The sequence below is a fragment of the Neorhizobium descurainiae genome, from assembly GCF_051400715.1.
In the GTDB taxonomy this organism is placed as follows: Bacteria; Pseudomonadota; Alphaproteobacteria; order Rhizobiales; family Rhizobiaceae; genus Neorhizobium.
This window is the reverse complement of record NZ_JBLFFK010000008.1, coordinates 214,003-231,718: the sequence shown is the minus strand read 5'-3', so window position 1 is coordinate 231,718 and position 17,716 is coordinate 214,003. Positions and strand designations below refer to the sequence as shown.

Sequence of the window (17,716 nt, the reverse complement as noted above, 5' to 3'; positions counted from 1 at the left end):
GCGAACGATCCGAATGAACGGACGGGCGAAGGCTATTGGCTTCGTCCATTCCCGTGCTACCTTGGAGCGAAAAGCATGGGAGGATCGCTATGTCGGAGGAGCAGGCAGTCCAGTCCGTTGTCCATCTCTATGTGGACGGCATGACGTTTGCGCATGAAGGCGCGCTTCGAAAGGCCTTCCATCCGAAAGCCTGCATCATCGGCAACTACCAGGGTGCGGTCGAATGGCTTTCGCTGGACGACTTCATCGCGGCAGTGGGTTCGGAGGGCGCAGCACCCGCCGACACGCAGCCGCTCATCCAGATCGAGACGCTCGACGTGACCGGCGACGCCGCGACCGTCAAGGTCGTCGACGAGTTCGCCGGCATGCGCTTCTCGGACTATCTCTCGCTGCTCAAGATCGACGGGCGCTGGATGATCGTCAACAAGCTCTATTATCTGCATTCCTGAACGGTTCGCCATCACTTACCGTTTAAGCGCCGGAAATCCTATGTAATGCTCGGAATGATCGCCTTCGTTGTTGGGCATTCCGATCTTGGTGAGCACTCCGCGCGGCTCTGCGAAACTGCGGATGCGGCGCGCCGGCTTTTCGTGCCATTGGATGTTCATCGCCCAGAGCTTCGGAAAGACGATCAGCGAGGCGTAGGGCAGATGGTCGTGAATCCACCAGGCGAGTTTCTGCCAGTCGCCTTCCCGATCGTAGTTGTCGATCAGCCAGGGCACGACGATGCATGCCGTGGCGCCCATGAAGCCCTGCGCGTCGCGCCGGTCCCAGATGTGATCGGCGGCGGTGTTGGCATTCGAGGAACAGTTCAGGTTGTTTTTGTTGCCGAACTCGTTGACCTTCGGCGAGCGGTAGCCCGAGCGCAAGTGCAACCGGCCGAAAGTCGCCTGAAGCGGCTCAAGCAGTTCCTCGCAGAGATGCCGGCCGGCTTCGATCGCCAGGTCCGGGTCTTCGGGAATGTTCGGGATGCCGTAGAAATTGGAGATCTCGGAAAACAGGAAATCGCGGAAGAAGAAATTCTTCGACAGCCGCACGCGGCCGAGCTCTTCCAGCCCCTTCATCGATCCCGGTACGCGCATTCCTCAACTCCTCCAGCCGTCGTGCTCGGCCTTGTGCCGAGCATCCAAGCCGTTGATCTTGCAGACCCCCCGGGCCAAGGCCGAGGATGACGCGAGAACTGGCGATGGTTGCCGGCAGTCTCAGTCCGCTCTTCAGCGGGCTATTTTGCCTTCCGGGTTAGAAGCGCTATGCCGAGCCCGGTCAGCAGAAGGCAGATGCCGCTCGCCCCGGTGCGGACGATATTCCAGAACTGCCAGGGTTGCGAATAGTCCTGCCACATGCGTCTCGCCGCCTCCGGATCGGCCGGGGTCGCGGTCGCCGCAAGCGCTTCGTTCATGGGCACATTGACGGCCAGGGTCAGAACCTGCCCGCCGATCAGATAGACGAACCCCGCCAGCGCGAAAGCCGCCGCGGCTCCTCTCAGACCCGTGAAAAAGGCCAGGAGGGCGGTCGCCAGAAGCACCGGGCTGGTGCCGAAAAAGGCTGGTGCGAACACCGCGTTCCGCACCGATGCGTTCATGGCCTTCATCGCTTCGATGGCAACCACCGGATCGGCCGCGTCGAGGCCCCACATGGTGGAGCAGACCCAGGCATAGAAAAAGCCGAAGATTGCACCGCTCAAGAGGAGCGACAGGCCTGCAAGCACGATAACCAGCGATTTCATGCGAACCTCCCCAGGACATCGAAAGCGTTCGCATGAAATGCAGATTCGTCCAAGTGAAGGAAATATGAAAATTCACGCGATCCGCTTGTAGAACAGCGTCGTGCCGCAGAAACCGCCTTCCGGCCACATGGCATAATCCGGAATGACGCCGACGCGCTCCCAGCCGAGGCGCGGATAGATCTTCTCCGCATCGCTGCCGGTCGCCGTGTCGAGCACCAGAAGCGTGCGGCCACGGCAGGCCGCCTCCGCCTCGACAGCATCCATCAGCTTGCGCGACAGGCCGAGGCCGCGCGCCGAGCGGTGCACGAGAAGCTTCATCAGGTCGCCGCGATGCGGTTGGTTCGGCTTCGATGCCAAGCCCACCTGCACGGTGCCGACCACGCGCCCCTCCACCTCGGCGACGGCGAGAATGATGCCACCGGTCTCGACGCCCGCTGCGATTTCCCGCCAGTAGGCCTGCCCATCCTTCGGTTCGAAGGGCAGCATGAAGCCGAGGGAAGCGCCGCCGTTGATGCAGTCGGAGAGGATGTCGCAGAGATCGGGAAGGACGTCGCGGGCTTCTTCGGCGTCTATGATGCGGATGGTCGTCATGTTCGGTTCTTTCGGATTAACGGCCGCGGTCGAGGATCACCGCGTAGCGGGCCGGCTTGTCGGACGGGTTGTGGAAGTCGAAGGCGTCGCCGAGGTCCATATAGAGGCAGTCGCCGGGATGGAGCGTGTATGTGACGCCTTCGAAGATCATCTCCAGCACCCCCTCGAACAGCCAGACATGCTGGGTCATCACCCGGCTCTCCTTGCGCGGGGGAAAGCTGACGCGTGCGGCGGGCGGGAAATCCACCTCCACGATATCGACGCGGCTCGGCGTCCCGGGCGGCGAGACGGAACGGCGCAGATAACCCGTATGCGGGTCGCGCCACAATTTCTGCTCCTCCCGGCGGCTGAGCGGCGAGCCTGGCTTGTCATCGTCGGCAAAGAAGGCCGAGAGCGAAAGGCCGAGCGCCTCCGAAAGCCTCGCCAGCAGCGCCGCCGTCGGGCTCGCCTCCCTCCGCTCGATGCGCGAGATCATCGCCCGGCTGACGCCCGAACGACTCGCCAGCTCGTCCAGCGTGAAGCCGGCCCCCGCCCTCAGGCTCTTCAGCCGCTCGCTGATCGCCGCATCTATGTCTTGAAGCGTCGTTTCCATGATTTGAGAATTGCATTCCCTTATGATGGAATCAAGCGCCATGATGATGGAATGCGTGAAATTCGTGAGCCGATGGCGTTTCCGCGATAGCTCCCGTCATCATCCGTCGGCTATGGAGCTGCAGTCGGGTCACGAGTCGGCTGCAGCCGCGGCCGTCCGCCCGTTTCCGGAGAGACGAATGCACGGCCAGACATTCGAGGCGGCCTCGCCCTTTTCGATCGCCAGCATCGTCCTCTCCATGACGATCGCCGCGGTCGGCAGCGGCATCATGTTCGCCTACGTGCCCTTCATGCTCACCCATTCCGCGGCGCCGTGGGCGGCGGGCGCGGCCGTCACCGCCGTCGCCTTCGGCGGCCTCGTCGGCTGCGTCGTCGGCGGGCCGCTCATCCGCCGCGTCGGCCATGCGCGGCTCTTCGCCTGCTCCATGGCGATGGTGATCATCGCGGCCGTGCTGATCGCCGCCGACCTGCCCGCCTATGTGTGGATCTTCGCCCGCGGCCTCTACGGCGCGGCCGCCAACGTCAACTTCATCATCGCCCAGAGCTGGCTGAACCACGCCGCCTCCAACGAGTGGCGCGGCCGGGCCATGTCCTTCTTCTACATGGCCTACGTGCTCGGCCTCGGCTGCGGCGCCTGGATCTTCGGCCGCATCCCGACCGACGGCAACCTCGCGCCGCTCGCCGTCATCCTCGTCACCGCGCTCGCCATCCTGCCGATCGGGCTCACCCGCCTGCCGAACCCGCCGCCGCCCGCCAGCGTCAGCGTCAACATCCCCATGGCCTGGCGCATCTCGCCGGTGGGCCTCGTCGGCGTTTTGGCGTCCGGCGGGCTTTCCATGGTCGTGCAGGGCTTCACGCCGATCTATGCGGCCACCAGCCAGGTGCCCCAGGCGGATATCGCGCTCCTGATGTTCGTCATGCAGACCGGGCTTCTCTTCGTGCAATATCCGCTCGGCGTGCTCTCCGACCGGATCGACCGTCGCTACGTGCTCGTCGTCACCTGCGGCCTCATCGTCGCGGCCGGCATCGCCGCCCTCTTCGTCTCATTCTCGACCATCGTCATCCTGATGATCGTCTTCCTCGTCTTCGGCGGTTCGGTCGAAACCGTCTATTCGGTCGCCAACGCGCATGCCAACGACCGCGCCGACCCGGGCGATTTCGTGCCGCTCTCCTCGACGCTGCTCGTCGCCTGGTCGACGGCCGCCACCATAGTGCCGCTCGGCGTCACCCTTCTGACACCTGTCTTCGGCCAGCACACCTTCATTTATGCGGTGATCCTGGTCGCGATCGCCTACGGGAGCTACGTCCTCTGGCGCCTCAGGGAGCGCCAGGCGGTGCCGATGGGCGAGCGCGAGAATTTCGGCATCCGCAGCGCCCAGGTCCCGAATGCGTCGGTCCTCACCGATCCGGAGACCGGCAAGCCCAAATAGCCCGCAGAACCGGGCCTTATCCTCAACGAAAGGTTATCTTTCCGCTTTGCGGCAGGGATTCGCACTGCTATATGCGCGAGCCATGAGCACCAATTCCGCCCGCACGCCCCTCGACCACATCCGCAACTTCTCGATCGTGGCGCATATCGACCATGGCAAGTCGACGCTGGCCGACCGGCTGATCCAGTCGACCGGCGGCCTTGCCGAGCGCGAGATGTCGGAACAGGTGCTGGACTCGATGGATATCGAGCGCGAGCGCGGCATCACCATCAAGGCCCAGACCGTGCGCCTTCACTACAAGGCGCAGAACGGCGAGACCTATATCCTGAACCTCATCGACACGCCGGGCCACGTGGACTTCGCCTACGAGGTCTCGCGCTCGCTGTCGGCCTGCGAAGGCTCGCTCCTCGTCGTCGATGCCTCCCAGGGCGTCGAGGCCCAGACGCTCGCCAACGTCTATCAGGCGATCGACAACAACCACGAGCTCGTCACCGTCCTCAACAAGATCGACCTGCCGGCGGCCGAACCCGACCGCATCAAGGAGCAGATCGAGGAGGTGATCGGCATCGACGCCTCCGATGCGGTGCTCATCTCGGCCAAGACGGGCCTCGGCATTCCGGACGTTCTGGAAGCGATCGTCCACAAGCTGCCGCCGCCCAAAAGCCCCGGCGGCGAGACCGCGCCGCTCAAGGCGCTGCTGGTCGACAGCTGGTACGACACCTATCTCGGCGTCATGGTCCTGGTGCGCGTCATCGACGGCGTCATCGCCAAGGGCCAGCAGATCCGCATGATGGGCACCGGCGCCAAATACACGGTCGAACGCGTCGGCGTGCTGACCCCGAAAATGGTCAATGCCGACAGCCTCGGCCCCGGCGAGATCGGCTTCATCACCGCCTCGATCAAGGAAGTGGCAGATACCCGCGTCGGCGACACGATCACCGACGACAAGCGCCCGACCGCCCAGGCCCTGCCGGGTTTCAAGCCGGCCCAGCCGGTCGTCTTCTGCGGCCTCTTCCCGGTCGATGCGGCCGATTTCGAGGACCTGCGCGCCGCCATGGGCAAGCTTCGCCTCAACGACGCCTCCTTCTCCTTCGAGATGGAGAGTTCCGCCGCCCTCGGCTTCGGCTTCCGCTGCGGCTTCCTGGGCCTGCTGCATCTCGAGATCATCCAGGAGCGCCTGGAACGCGAGTTCAATCTCGATCTCGTCGCCACCGCGCCTTCGGTCGTCTACCAGATGACGCTGACGGACGGCACCGAGATGGAACTGCACAACCCGACCGACATGCCCGATGTCGTCAAGATCGACGAGATCCGCGAGCCGTGGATCAAGGCGACGATCATGACGCCGGACGAATATCTCGGCGGCATCCTGAAACTCTGCCAGGACCGGCGCGGCATCCAGACCGAGCTCACCTATGTGGGCAGCCGCGCGATGATCACCTACGAGCTGCCGCTCAACGAAGTGGTCTTCGACTTCTACGACCGGCTGAAATCGATCTCGAAGGGTTATGCCTCCTTCGACTACAACATCATGGACTACCGTCCGGGCGACCTCGTGAAGATGTCGATCCTGGTCAACGGCGATCCGGTCGACGCGCTCTCCATGCTCGTCCACCGCACGGCGGCCGACCGGCGCGGCCGCGGCATGGTGGAGAAGCTCAAGGAGCTCATCCCGCCGCATATGTTCCAGATCCCGATCCAGGCGGCGATCGGCGGCAAGGTGATAGCCCGCGAGACGGTCCGTGCGCTGCGCAAGGACGTGACCGCCAAGTGCTACGGCGGCGACGCCACCCGCAAGCGCAAGCTTCTGGAAAAGCAGAAGGAAGGCAAGAAGCGCATGCGGCAGTTCGGCAAGGTCGAAATCCCGCAGGAAGCGTTCATCGCCGCCTTGAAGATGAATGATGAGTGAGGCGTAAATTAAACAATTATTCCGAACTCCTCGGCGGCTTGTGATCTTTTGCGATCCAGGCATATAATTTGCTTGAGCCACTGGAGACACTCATGTCCGCCGCCCGCAAAGCCGCCAGCCTTTCACTTGATGCGTCGCTTCTGTCTGAAGCGCAGCAACTGAAGCTCGACATCAGCCGCGCTGCCGAAGATGGCCTTGCTCGCGCCATCGAAGCCGAAAAGGAACGACTTTGGCGGATCGAGAATGCGGAAGCGATGAGGGCCGCCAATGACTATGTCGAAAAGCACGGTCTGCCGCTTGCCCGTTTCCGGCAGTTTTGATGGCCCGTTTTCACGTCTATCAATTCGGAAATGAAGTAGCGCTGGATATACAGGCCAATCTTCTGGATGCGCTTCATACCCGCGTGGTGGTGCCGTTAATCCCCGAAAGCGAAGTGAAGCGCATCGCCGTTCGCCTCAACCCTCGCTTTGAGATCAACGGCATAGATTATGTCATGATGACAGAATTCCTTGCCGCGGTTCCTGCCGCCGAACTTAATGTCAGGATCGCCGATCTCTCCGCCCGCGCCGACGAGATCGTCGCCGCCACCGATTTCCTGTTTCAAGGCTTTTGAGGCGCACCGTCGGCAAGGCAGCGGTCAACCCATACCAGTCCACCACCACCTGATATCTCCCATCACGCCCTCGCAGAATCCGTGCGACCACCTTGATCTCAAATCCAAGTCGGCCAGCCAGTTCATCCGCGCCGTTTGCGATCTCCCTCTTTGAGGGAAAGATGCCCGGCAGGGCAGAGGGGTGTGGCGGCATCCAGCGGGACCGATGGATAAAACTCAAACCCGTCTCAGCTTTATCAATCACTTGACCTCTTTCTCATCCCCGCCCTCTCGCCTCATGCCTACAATCTCCCCCGTCCCGCTCTCGGATACACCGGAAGGCGTTCTGGCGAGGCGGGGCCGGCGCGGACGGTGAGGATAAGACGCAAAGCCTCAACGTCCGGGTCCGCGGAAAATGGTCTCCCTCCGGCGACACGGGAGAAGCGATGAAGGTTTACGGACCGGCCTTTTCGCTTCCGATGCCCGAAAGCGCGCGCCGGGCGTGCCTGTGCGGCACACATGGTGGCCCGACGGATGGTTTCGCCGGACTTCTTGTCCGTCTGCGTAAGCGGATAGTCCGGCGGCGGTCGAACGGATTGTTGGCGGTAAGTCGGTCCGCCCGTGGTCCGCAAGGTCAGACGAACACCGTCCGGAACGGCCACGGCAGAGGGACCGGAGTCGCGGATAAAAACCGCCGAACGGGGCGCTGAGAGGTGTCACATACTAAACTAACCTAAGAGGCAGCTTTCAGCGCCCCGTCCGATCCTCGGGACAAGCCCGAGGATGACTAACGCCTCGTCCTCCTCGGGCGAGCGTAGCGAGACCCGAGGATCGCCAAGGGAGGAGTCCGTCCGATGAAATCGCGCAGTGGCGACCGCCGTTCACTTCGGCGCCCAGGGCATCGGCCGGCGGTTCAGGAAGGCCTCGATGCCGGCGCGGCCTTCGGCGCTTTCCCACCGGTCCGCGAGCAGGCCGGCGCTATGGGCGAGCGGGTCGTCGACCGTCTGCCGGGCGAGGTCCTGCACGAGGCGCTTGGCGCTGGCGACGGCGCCAGGAGCACAATCGAGGAAGGCCGAAACCTCCTCCTCCACCGCCGTATCGAGTTCATCGGCCGGGCAGGCCACGGAAACGAGGCCGATCCTGTGGGCCGCCGCCGCATCAAAGCGGCGGGCGTTGAGGAACAGCCGGCGTGCATGTCCCTCGCCGATGCGGCGGACCACATAGGGGCCGATGGTCGCCGGAATGAGCCCGAGCCGCGTTTCGGTGAGCGCGAACTCGGCCTTCTCCGCCGCGATGACGATATCGCAGACCGCCATCAGCCCGATGCCGCCGCCGAAGGCATTGCCCTGCACCCGGCCGACGAGCGGTTTCGGCAGGTCGTCCAGCACCTTCAGCATCAGCGCCAGCGCCGTCGCGCCGCAGATCTTGCCCTGCCGGTCCTTCGCCGCCTGGTCGCGCATCCAGGAGAGGTCGCCCCCTGCGCAGAAAGTCGGCCCGGAGGCGGCCAGCACCACGACCCGCACCGCCTCGTCCGCCGCGAGCCCCGCCGCCGCATCCGCCAGCTCGTCGATCATCCCGGCGTTCATCGCGTTGTGCTTTTCCGGCCGGTCGAGCGTCAGCGTCGCGACGCCGCGGGCGTCCGTCTCCACCATCAGCGTGTTGTAGCCGCTCATCAGCGCGCTCCCCTCAAACCGCGGGCGAAAGCCTCCGCCGCCGCCAACCGGTCGCGGTCGATGCGGGTCTCGAAACCGAGTGCCTGCAGATGACCGGCCGTCTTGCCCGTTGCGACATTGCCTTCGGCGCCCGGCGCAAAAGGGCAGCCGCCGAGCCCGCCCGCCGCCGCATCGAAAACCCTGAGTCCCTTTTTAAGCGAGACCGTGATGTTGTCGACCGCCCGGCCGCTGGTGTCGTGGAAATGCCCCGCAAGCCGTTCCGCCGGCACATGTTCCAGAACCGCATCGAGCATCGCGGCGACCCGTTCGGGCGTGCCGGTGCCGATCGTATCGCCGAGCGAGATCTCCGCGCAGCCGAGCCGGAAAAGCCTTGCAGCGACCTTCGCCACCTGCCTTGGCGGCGTCGGACCATCATAGGGACAATCGACGACGCAGGAGACATAGCCCCTGACCGGAACGCCGTCCGCCCCGGCCTTCTCGACCAAGGGGGCGAAACGCTCGAAACTTTCGGCGATGCTGCAATTGATGTTGTGACGGCTGAAGCCTTCGGAGGCGGACGCAAACACCGCGACCTCATCCGCCTTTGCGGTGCGGGCGGCTTCGTAGCCGCGCATATTCGGGGTCAGCACCGTGTAGAGCGTCCCCGGCTGGCGGGCGATGCCGGCCATGACCTCGGCGCCATCGGCCATCTGCGGCACCCGGTCGGCGCGCACGAAACTCGTCACCTCGATCTTTTCGAAACCGCAGGCGGAAAGAAGATCGACAAGCCGGATCTTGTCGGCAGCGGAGATGATCCGCTTCTCGTTCTGCAGCCCGTCGCGCGGGCCGACCTCGTGGATGCGGACGAATTCAGCCATGCTCTGCCCCCGGGGGCGGCTCCAGCGTCAGCAGCACGGCGCCTTCCAGCACCTGCTCGCCTTCCGAGACCAACACATCGGCGATCTTTCCGTCGCGCGGCGCGGAAAGCGTCAGCTCCATCTTCATGGCCTCCATGACCGCCAGCGTCTCGCCCTTTGCCACAACGGCGCCCGGCGCGGCACGCAGCAGTTTCACGAGGCCCGGCATCGGCGCGATGACACGGTCGCCGCCGCCTGCCGCCTCGTCCTCGCCGGCAAGCGGGTCGAAGACGCCGAAATGCCAGCTTTCGCCATCGCGGAAGATCGTGACGTCCCGCTCGCCGCGGACCGCCTGGACCCGCCGCCGGCAGCCGTCGACCTCCAGCAGACAGGCATCGCCGGAACGGGACAGGCGAAGCTCGATGCCCTTGTCGCCGAGGGCAGCCCGATAGATGCCCTCGCTCCCTGTCGTGAACGAAACCGGCAGATGCTGGCCGCGATGCTCCAGATCGACGAAATCGGACGCTTCCGACCACAACCGGAAGCCGGGTAAGCTTGCCCAGGGATCGTTCGAGGCCTGCGGCTCCAGAGCCCCGGAAAGGACGAGAGCGGCCAGGGCGACAATCTCGGAAGGAGCCGCATGCACCATCGTCAGTTCGGCAAGATGGCGATCGATCAGCCCCGTATCCGGCCTGCCCTCGGCGAAATCGGGCTGGCCCGTTAGCCGGCGAAGGAATGCCGCATTGGTCGTGACGCCAGTGGCGCGGACTTCCGCCAAGGCGCCGGAGAGGCGGGCCAAAGCGGTGGAGCGATCGGCGCCATGTGTGACGATCTTGGCGATCATCGGATCGTAGAAGGGCGAGATACGGTCGCCGCCCCGCACGCCGCTGTCGATACGGGCGAGAGCCTCGGGCAGATCGAGATGGGCAAGCCGGCCGGTGGCGGGCAGGAAGCCCCGCTCGGCATCCTCGGCATAAACCCGCGCCTCGAAGGCCCAGCCGGAGATCGAAAGCTCGTCCTGCCGCTTCGGCAGCGGCTCGCCGGACGCCACGCGAAGCTGCCATTCGACCAGATCGGCGCCGGTGATCGCCTCCGTCACCGGATGCTCGACCTGCAGGCGCGTGTTCATCTCCATGAACCAGAAGCGGTCCGGCTTCAGCCCTTCGGAGGCATCGGCGATGAATTCGATCGTTCCGGCGCCGGAATAGCCGATCGTCTGAGCGGCCCTCACCGCCGCCTCGCCCATGGCGCGGCGCATCTCCTCCGGCATGCCGGGGGCCGGCGCCTCCTCGATGACCTTCTGGTGGCGGCGCTGGAGGGAACAGTCGCGCTCGAAGAGATGCACGACATTGCCGTGGTCGTCGCCGAAGACCTGGATCTCGATATGGCGCGGATGGGCGATGTATTTCTCGATCAGGCAGGCGGCGTCGCCGAAGGCGGCTTGCGCCTCGCGCTGGGCCGAAGCGAGCGCGTCCTTGAAGCCGGCTGCGTTTTCCACCCGCCGCATGCCCTTGCCGCCGCCGCCGGCGCGCGCCTTGACGAGAACCGGGAAGCCGATGCGCCCCGCCTCGGCCAGCAGAAAATCCGGATCCTGTTCCGGCCCGTGATAACCCGGCACGACGGGAACGCCCGCCTTTTCCATCAGTGCCTTGGCGGCGTCCTTCAGGCCCATCGCACGGATGGCCGCGGGCGGCGGGCCGATGAAGCGAAGGCCGGCGGCCGCGACCGCTTCGGCGAAATCCGGATTTTCCGAGAGGAAGCCGTAGCCGGGATGGATGGCGTCGGCCCCGGTCCTGAGTGCCGCGTCGATGATGACATCGCCGCGCAGATAGCTTTCGGCCGCAGGCGACGGGCCGATATGGACCGCCTCGCCGGCAACCGAGACATGCAGCGCATCGCGGTCCGCATCGGAATAGACAGCGACAGTTGCGATACCCAGCTTGTGGCAGGTGCGAACGATGCGGCAGGCGATCTCGCCGCGATTGGCGATGAGGACCTTTTTCAGCATCGGGGGGTCCCCGAATGTGTGGACCGGAAGTCCCCTCCCCAACCCCTCCCCACAAGGGGGAGGGGCTTAACCCGCCACGCTCGTCGTCGATGGTTGCCCGGACGGCACCGCGAGTCTTCTCCCCCCTTGTGGGGGAGATGGCCGGCAGGCCAGAGGGGGTTTGAGAAATTGATCATCATCCCCTCACATCCGGAACACGCCGAAGCGTGTGTCCTCGATCGGCGCGTTCAGTGCAGCGGAAAGGCTTAAGCCCAGAACCTGGCGCGTCCTTGCCGGGTGGATGATGCCGTCGTCCCAGAGGCGTGCGGAAGCATAAAGCGGATGGCTCTGTTCCTCGAACTGGTCGAGCACCGGCTGCTTGAAGGCCGCCTCCTCTTCCGCGCTCCAAGTCTTGCCGCCGCGTTCGATCGCCTCGCGCCGGACGGTCGCCAGCACGCCGGCCGCCTGGGGGCCGCCCATGACGGAGATGCGGCTGTTCGGCCAGGTCCAGAGGAAGCGCGGCGAATAGGCCCGGCCCGCCATGCCGTAATTGCCGGCGCCGAAGGAGCCGCCGACGAGGATCGTCACCTTCGGCACGGAGGTGGTGGCAACCGCCGTCACCAGCTTGGCGCCGTGCTTGGCAATGCCTTCGGCCTCATATCGCCGGCCGACCATGAAGCCGGTGATGTTCTGCAGGAAAACCAGCGGGATTCTTCGTTGCGAGCAAAGCTCGATAAAATGCGCCCCCTTCTGCGCGCTTTCGGAGAAGAGCACGCCGTTGTTGGCGACAATACCGACCGGGATACCGAAGACATGTGCGAAACCGCAGACGAGCGTGGTGCCGAAGCGCGCCTTGAACTCGTCGAAACGGGACCCGTCCACCACCCGGGCGATCACTTCGCGGATGTCGTAGGGCGTCGATAATGACGCCGGGACGATCGCGGCGATCTCTTCCGGATCGTGGAGCGGTTCCTCCGGTTTTTCGAGGACGACCGTTTCCGGCTTGCGCGTGTTGAGCCCGGCGACGGCGCGGCGGACCAGGGCCAGCGCATGGGTGTCATCGCGGGCGAGATGATCGGCGACGCCGGAAAGCCGCGTGTGGACATCGCCGCCGCCCAGATCCTCGGCGCTCACCGCCTCGCCTGTCGCCGCCTTGACGAGCGGCGGACCGGCGAGGAAGATCGTGCCTTGATCCTTGACGATGATCGCCTCGTCCGACATGGCCGGCACATAGGCGCCGCCCGCCGTGCAGGACCCCATGACGGCCGCGATCTGGGCGATGCCCTTGGCGGACATGCGGGCCTGATTGTAGAAGATGCGCCCGAAGTGATCGCGGTCGGGAAAAACCTCGTCCTGGTTCGGCAGGTTGGCACCGCCGGAATCGACCAGGTAGACGCAGGGCAGCCGGTTCTCCTCGGCGATCTCCTGGGCGCGCAGATGCTTCTTCACCGTCATCGGATAATAGGTACCGCCCTTCACCGTCGCGTCGTTGGCGACGATCATCACCTCACGGCCCTCGATGCGGCCGATGCCGGTGACGATGCCGGCGGACGGGCTCGCGCCGCCGTAAAGCCCGTGCGCGGCGGTGGCTCCCACTTCGAGGAAGGGCGAGCCGTGATCCAAAAGCCGGGCGATGCGCTCGCGCGGCAGAAGCTTGCCGCGCTTCACATGCCGCGCCCTCGCCTCCTCGCCGCCACCGGCTTCGGCCAATGCAACGGCGGCCTCCACTTCGGCAAGCTTCGCCTGCATGGCCGTCCGATTGGCTTCGGCCTCCTCACTTCTCAGATTGACCTGCGAGCGAAGCACAGCCATCAGGCGGTTTCCCGGAAGAGTTCGCGGCCGATCAGCATGCGGCGGATCTCCGACGTGCCGGCGCCGATCTCCATCAGCTTGGCGTCGCGCAGCAGCCGGCCGGTGGAATTGTCATTGATATAGCCGTTGCCGCCGAGCACCTGGATCGCCTGCAGCGCCTGCAGGGTCGCCTGTTCGGAGGCATAGAGGCAGCAGGCGGCGGCATCCTGCCGCGTCACCTGACCGCGGTCGCAGGCGGAAGCCACAGCATAGACATAGGCGCGGGCGGAATTCATCGCCGTGTACATGTCGGCGACCTTCGCCTGGATGAGCTGGAACTCGCCGATCGGCTGGCCGAACTGCTTTCGCTCGTGAACGTAAGGCATGACCACGTCGAGGCAGGCATGCATGATGCCGACCCCGATGCCGGCAAGAACGACCCGTTCGTAATCGAGCCCCGACATCAGCACGCGCACTCCGCCGCCTTTGGTGCCCATGACGTTTTCGGCCGGCACTTCGCAATCCTGGAAGACCAGCTCGCAGGTGTTGGAGCCGCGCATGCCGAGCTTGTCGAGCTTCTGGGCGGTCGAGAAGCCCTTGAACCCCTTTTCGATGAGGAAGGCCGTGATGCCCTTCGGCCCCGCTTCCGGATCGGTCTTGGCATAGACCACCAGCACGTCCGCATCCGGGCCGTTGGTGATCCACATCTTGCTGCCGTTGAGCACATAGCTGGCGCCGCGCTTTTCGGCGCGGAGCTTCATCGAGACCACGTCGGACCCCGCCCCCGGTTCCGACATGGCGAGCGCGCCGACATGCTCTCCCGAGCAGAGCTTCGGCAGGTACCGGGCCTTCTGCTCGGCGTTGCCGGTACGGTTGATCTGATTGACGCAGAGGTTGGAATGGGCGCCGTAGCTCAGCGAGGTCGAAGCCGAAGCGCGGGCCAATTCCTCCACCGCCACCACATGGGCGAGATAACCGAGCCCCGAGCCGCCGAAATCCGGATCGGCCGTCATGCCGAGCAGGCCGAGCGCGCCGAGTTCCGGCCAGAGATCACGGGCGAATTCGTTGCTGCGGTCGATTTCGTCCGCCCGCGGAGCCAGCTTTTCCTGCGCGAAACGGTGGACGGTGTCGCGCACGGCCTCGACCTCCTCGCCGAGCGCGAAATTCATGCTTGCGTGGAACACCTCGTCTCCTCCCGGTGCACCAGATTTCCATCAGGAAGTTGTGGGGCGGAAGACGCAGGCCGTCAATGGCTGCAACCGCACCTCTGCAAGATCGCAAGATACGGTCTTCCGCCACGCCGTCCTTGAAAAAAGATTGCCGTTACTTCGGCAGATGATGCGGATTGAGACCCGGCACCCATTGGGTGTTCGGCATCTGGGTGCCGGTATAGGTCACACCGCTGTCCGTCTCGCAGCGGTAGATGCGGGTCGGCATGCTGTCGCCATAAAGGATGTCGTACCTGCCGCGATGACGATAGACATATTCGATGTCGCTGGAACAGCGATAGGCGTCCTTCCGGACCCGTTCCTGTTCCGGCACGACACCCGGCAGATTCTTGAAATGAGTGGGTTGCATCCTGCGGAACTCATCCCGCTCGGCCGCGAATACGTCCATGGGGAAAAGCGCGGCGATGACCAACGCCACGAGCATCACGGCCGGCAATATCCATGCACCCTTGAGCATCAATCGACTCCTCGTCCGCGAAGCCAGCGGACGAATCCAAAATATGGACGACGGGCGTTCGATACTATGGGCCGCAGCCCACGTTTGCGTGATCATCATGACTTATCCCAAACGGCGATAGCCGGTCGGCTGTTCGTAGAGCCAGCCGATGCGCTTCACAGCCGCCTCGAAATCCTCACGCGCGACGCTCATCGTGTGGCCATTGGCATGGAGAAGCGTCTCCTCGCTTTCCATGATTCCCACATGGCCTTTCCAGAAAACGAGGTCGCCGCGACGAAGTTCCTCACGGGCGATGGCAAAGCCGAATGAAGCCTGCATGTCGGAATCGCGGGGCGCGGACTTGCCGACCATCATCAGGGACAGTTGGACAAGGGCGGAGCAATCGAGCCCGAAGCCGGAGCGGCCGCCCCAGAGATAGGGCGTCTCGACGAATTTTTCCGCCACGGCGACGTAATCCGCGCCCATGGTCTCGGAGACGGGCAGGCAATGGCCGGCAATCACCGCGCCGCCGTCCGAGAGCACGAAATAACGGGTGCCGCGGGTTTCCGCCTCGCCAGCGACGGTGATGCGGCTGCCGATCGAAAGCGCCGCGAGCGGCGGCTTGCGAAGCTCCGCTTCCGGATAAAGAAACGTGCGGGGTACAGCGATCCGGTGCGTCGGCTCTTCCGGCGCACCTAGCATGGCCTCCGGCAGATAGCCGACATAACCGTCCTGATCGGCCTGCACCCAGGCAAAGCCGTCGGCGCGGTCGAAGACACGCACCGTCTCGCCCAGGAGCAGCTCGGTATCGATGCCGCGCGACAAGTCCGGCGCCGGGCGAAGCTGCGCCACCGGGACGGCGATGCGGGCGGGCTCGCCGCGGACAAAGTTTTCGGCTTCGACGCTGCCCCTCAGGGTCTCGTCGGCGAGATCGGGGCGGAAGGCATGCAGGCGTCTGTCGAGCAGTTTCGTCATTCTTCAAAATCCAGACCTGCGGCCTTCGCGGATGATCAGGTCGCCCAGCTTTTCGAGAAAAAGCGCACCGGCGACCGTGCGCTTGATCACCACGTTGCGGCGGTCGCGTTCGTCGCGCTCACGCTCCACAAGGCCCATCTCGCCCATCGTGTCCAGCGCGCGGGTGATGACCGGCTTGGTGACGCCGAGCGTGGCGGCAAGCCCCCTGACCGTATGCGGCGGCGGCACGAGGTAAATATGCAGCAGGATGGACATCTGGCGCAATGTCAGATCGCGCCCGTCATGCCGCACCTGCTCCAGCGCAACCCTGTGCCAAAGCCCCAGCGCTTCCGTCGCGGTCAGTTCAACCGGCATCATGCCCCTCGGTTCAAAATCCCGCGAATTTTAGAACCCAAGGTCTTACCCGTTCGTTTCGGACCCGATTTATTTCGCCGCCATATCGCGGATTACCCTGTAGAGCGCACGGATGGCGAAGGCTTCGCCGCCGACCGGCGCGTGCGGCTTCTCAGTCAACACCCAGGCGTAGATATCGAAATGCACCCAGCTTTTCGTTGCGGTGACGAACCGCTTGAGGAAAAGCCCCGCGGTGATGGCGCCGGCCATGCCGCCGGATGGCGCATTGGTGATATCGGCGGCGCGGGAGCGGATATCCTTGTCGTAGCCCATCCAGAGGGGCAGGCGCCACATGGGATCGGCCTCCGCACGCGCCGCCTCCATGAGCTTTACCGCAAGCTCCTCGTCATCGGTGAAATAGGGGGCGAGCTCGGTGCCGAGTGCCACGCGGGCGGCGCCCGTCAACGTCGACATGTCGACCATCAGGTCCGGCGGGGTCTCGTCCGCATAGGCGAGCGCATCGGCCAGAATGAGGCGACCTTCCGCATCCGTATTGTCGATCTGCACCGTGAGGCCCTTGCGGCTTTTATAGATATCGCCGGGGCGGAAGGCATTGCCGGAGATCGAATTCTCGACCGCCGGCACCAGGACCTGCAGATCGACCTTGAGGCCGGCATCCATGATCATCAGCGCCAGGCCCATGACGTTTGCCGCGCCGCCCATGTCCTTCTTCATCAGCGCCATGTTGGCGGCGCCCTTGATGTCGAGGCCGCCGGTGTCGAAGCAGACGCCCTTGCCGACCAGCGTCACGCGCGGATGTCCCTTTTCGCCCCAGCGCAGTTCGAGCAGCCGCGGCGGCGAAACGCTCGCCCGGCCGACCGTGTGGACGAGCGGGAAACTCTGCGCCAGCAGATCCTCGCCGACGACAGAGGTGACGGTCGCGCCATAATGCTCGCCGAGCGCCCGGAAGGCGGCTTCCAGCTCGACCGGCCCCATCTCGTTGGTGGGCACGTTGACGAGGTCACGCGCCAGGAAGACGCCGGCAAGCTGGCGCGCGACATCAGCGGCATCGACCGAAGCCGGGATCGAAAGCCGGACGTCCTTGGGCTTGTCGGACTTGTAACGGTTGAAGCCGTAGGTGCCGAGGCCGTGGCCAAGCGCGATGTGTTCGGGGGAAAGGGCCGGCGTTTCGACGCGCCAGTCGCCGGGCGGCAGCAATTTCGAAAGCCTGCCGGTGATGAAGGGCGCTTCCGAAGGATCGTTGCCGAGACCGAAGAAGGCACAGCCGATATCACCGTTCCCATCCGGCACGAGAAGGAATGCGCCCGCTTCCGCCTTGAACCCCGCGGCCTTCGCCCAGGCAAGTGCCGCGGCATCAAGCTTTCCCGCCTCCAGATCGGCGGGGGTCACGGCATGGACCGGTTTCGCCGCCGCCCCTTCGGCGCTGAAGGCAGAGGGGCGGTCGATATATCGGTAGGGGGTTGTCGCAGTCATTGGGGAGCGGCCTTCGGAAGCTTTTGGAATCGTTCGTCTTAACGGTCCGTTAGGGTTAACAGTTTATTGCTGGAGTGGAAATGCGCTATATGCCCGCCGCCCGATCGAGGCAGCGGCATCGGA

General features: G+C 64.7%; 18 protein-coding genes. 5 read left to right on the top strand and 13 right to left on the bottom strand.

Going from position 1 to position 17,716, the window contains the following annotated elements; translation table 11 throughout:
- Positions 1-89: 89 nt before the first annotated feature.
- Positions 90-449, top strand: a complete 360-nt coding sequence (locus ACMGE0_RS16540) for a nuclear transport factor 2 family protein (protein ID WP_436816961.1) — start codon at positions 90-92, stop codon at positions 447-449.
- A 15-nt stretch (positions 450-464) separates the two neighbouring features.
- Here ACMGE0_RS16540 and ACMGE0_RS16535 read toward each other — a convergent pair whose 3' ends face one another.
- The 4 genes from ACMGE0_RS16535 to ACMGE0_RS16520 form a co-directional block, all read right to left on the bottom strand.
- Complete coding sequence (locus ACMGE0_RS16535) at positions 465-1,082, bottom strand: hypothetical protein (RefSeq protein ID WP_436816960.1); 618 nt, start codon at positions 1,080-1,082, stop codon at positions 465-467.
- Between the two features lie 140 nt (positions 1,083-1,222).
- Positions 1,223-1,726, bottom strand: a complete 504-nt coding sequence (locus ACMGE0_RS16530) for an anthrone oxygenase family protein (protein WP_436816959.1) — start codon at positions 1,724-1,726, stop codon at positions 1,223-1,225.
- Between the two features lie 72 nt (positions 1,727-1,798).
- Positions 1,799-2,317, bottom strand: coding sequence for a GNAT family N-acetyltransferase (locus tag ACMGE0_RS16525; protein WP_436816958.1), 519 nt, complete (start codon positions 2,315-2,317; stop codon positions 1,799-1,801).
- Positions 2,318-2,333: 16 nt separating this feature from the next.
- Positions 2,334-2,909 carry a helix-turn-helix domain-containing protein gene (locus ACMGE0_RS16520; RefSeq protein WP_436816957.1) on the bottom strand — a complete coding sequence of 192 codons (576 nt, stop codon included), beginning with the start codon at positions 2,907-2,909 and terminating at the stop codon, positions 2,334-2,336.
- 178 nt (positions 2,910-3,087) lie between these two features.
- On the opposite strand from ACMGE0_RS16520, the gene ACMGE0_RS16515 reads away from it, so the two are divergent.
- From ACMGE0_RS16515 to ACMGE0_RS16500, 4 genes are all read left to right on the top strand, one after another.
- The gene (locus ACMGE0_RS16515) at positions 3,088-4,338 is read left to right on the top strand and encodes an MFS transporter (protein ID WP_436816956.1); all 1,251 of its coding nucleotides are present in this window, start codon (positions 3,088-3,090) and stop codon (positions 4,336-4,338) included.
- 82 nt (positions 4,339-4,420) lie between these two features.
- Positions 4,421-6,247 (top strand): translation elongation factor 4, encoded by a 1,827-nt coding sequence (lepA, locus tag ACMGE0_RS16510; protein ID WP_436816955.1) that lies wholly within the window; start codon positions 4,421-4,423, stop codon positions 6,245-6,247.
- A 92-nt stretch (positions 6,248-6,339) separates the two neighbouring features.
- Positions 6,340-6,567 (top strand): type II toxin-antitoxin system CcdA family antitoxin, encoded by a 228-nt coding sequence (locus ACMGE0_RS16505; RefSeq protein WP_436816954.1) that lies wholly within the window; start codon positions 6,340-6,342, stop codon positions 6,565-6,567.
- Positions 6,567-6,860: a CcdB family protein gene (locus tag ACMGE0_RS16500; RefSeq protein WP_436816953.1), complete on the top strand. Its 294-nt coding sequence runs from the start codon at positions 6,567-6,569 to the stop codon at positions 6,858-6,860. Before ACMGE0_RS16505 ends, ACMGE0_RS16500 begins: the two co-directional genes overlap by 1 nt.
- Before the next feature lie 860 nt (positions 6,861-7,720).
- On the opposite strand, the gene ACMGE0_RS16495 is transcribed toward ACMGE0_RS16500, so the two are convergent.
- The 9 genes from ACMGE0_RS16495 to ACMGE0_RS16455 form a co-directional block, all read right to left on the bottom strand.
- Positions 7,721-8,512 (bottom strand): crotonase/enoyl-CoA hydratase family protein, encoded by a 792-nt coding sequence (locus tag ACMGE0_RS16495; RefSeq protein ID WP_436816952.1) that lies wholly within the window; start codon positions 8,510-8,512, stop codon positions 7,721-7,723.
- Positions 8,512-9,369: a hydroxymethylglutaryl-CoA lyase gene (locus ACMGE0_RS16490; RefSeq protein ID WP_436816951.1), complete on the bottom strand. Its 858-nt coding sequence runs from the start codon at positions 9,367-9,369 to the stop codon at positions 8,512-8,514. The genes ACMGE0_RS16495 and ACMGE0_RS16490 overlap by 1 nt, the downstream gene beginning before the upstream one ends.
- Complete coding sequence (locus ACMGE0_RS16485; RefSeq protein WP_436816950.1) at positions 9,362-11,356, bottom strand: acetyl/propionyl/methylcrotonyl-CoA carboxylase subunit alpha; 1,995 nt, start codon at positions 11,354-11,356, stop codon at positions 9,362-9,364. Before ACMGE0_RS16485 ends, ACMGE0_RS16490 begins: the two co-directional genes overlap by 8 nt.
- 183 nt (positions 11,357-11,539) lie before the next feature.
- The gene (locus ACMGE0_RS16480) at positions 11,540-13,147 is read right to left on the bottom strand and encodes a carboxyl transferase domain-containing protein (protein WP_436816949.1); all 1,608 of its coding nucleotides are present in this window, start codon (positions 13,145-13,147) and stop codon (positions 11,540-11,542) included.
- Positions 13,147-14,295, bottom strand: a complete 1,149-nt coding sequence (locus tag ACMGE0_RS16475) for an isovaleryl-CoA dehydrogenase (RefSeq protein WP_436817006.1) — start codon at positions 14,293-14,295, stop codon at positions 13,147-13,149. Before ACMGE0_RS16475 ends, ACMGE0_RS16480 begins: the two co-directional genes overlap by 1 nt.
- 154 nt (positions 14,296-14,449) lie before the next feature.
- The gene (locus ACMGE0_RS16470) at positions 14,450-14,812 is read right to left on the bottom strand and encodes a hypothetical protein (protein WP_436816948.1); all 363 of its coding nucleotides are present in this window, start codon (positions 14,810-14,812) and stop codon (positions 14,450-14,452) included.
- Positions 14,813-14,914: 102 nt separating this feature from the next.
- Positions 14,915-15,766 (bottom strand): C40 family peptidase, encoded by an 852-nt coding sequence (locus ACMGE0_RS16465; protein WP_436816947.1) that lies wholly within the window; start codon positions 15,764-15,766, stop codon positions 14,915-14,917.
- 3 nt (positions 15,767-15,769) lie between these two features.
- Complete coding sequence (locus tag ACMGE0_RS16460) at positions 15,770-16,120, bottom strand: MarR family transcriptional regulator (RefSeq protein ID WP_436817005.1); 351 nt, start codon at positions 16,118-16,120, stop codon at positions 15,770-15,772.
- Between the two features lie 69 nt (positions 16,121-16,189).
- Positions 16,190-17,593 (bottom strand): leucyl aminopeptidase family protein, encoded by a 1,404-nt coding sequence (locus ACMGE0_RS16455; protein ID WP_436816946.1) that lies wholly within the window; start codon positions 17,591-17,593, stop codon positions 16,190-16,192.
- Between the last annotated feature and the right edge of the window lie 123 nt (positions 17,594-17,716).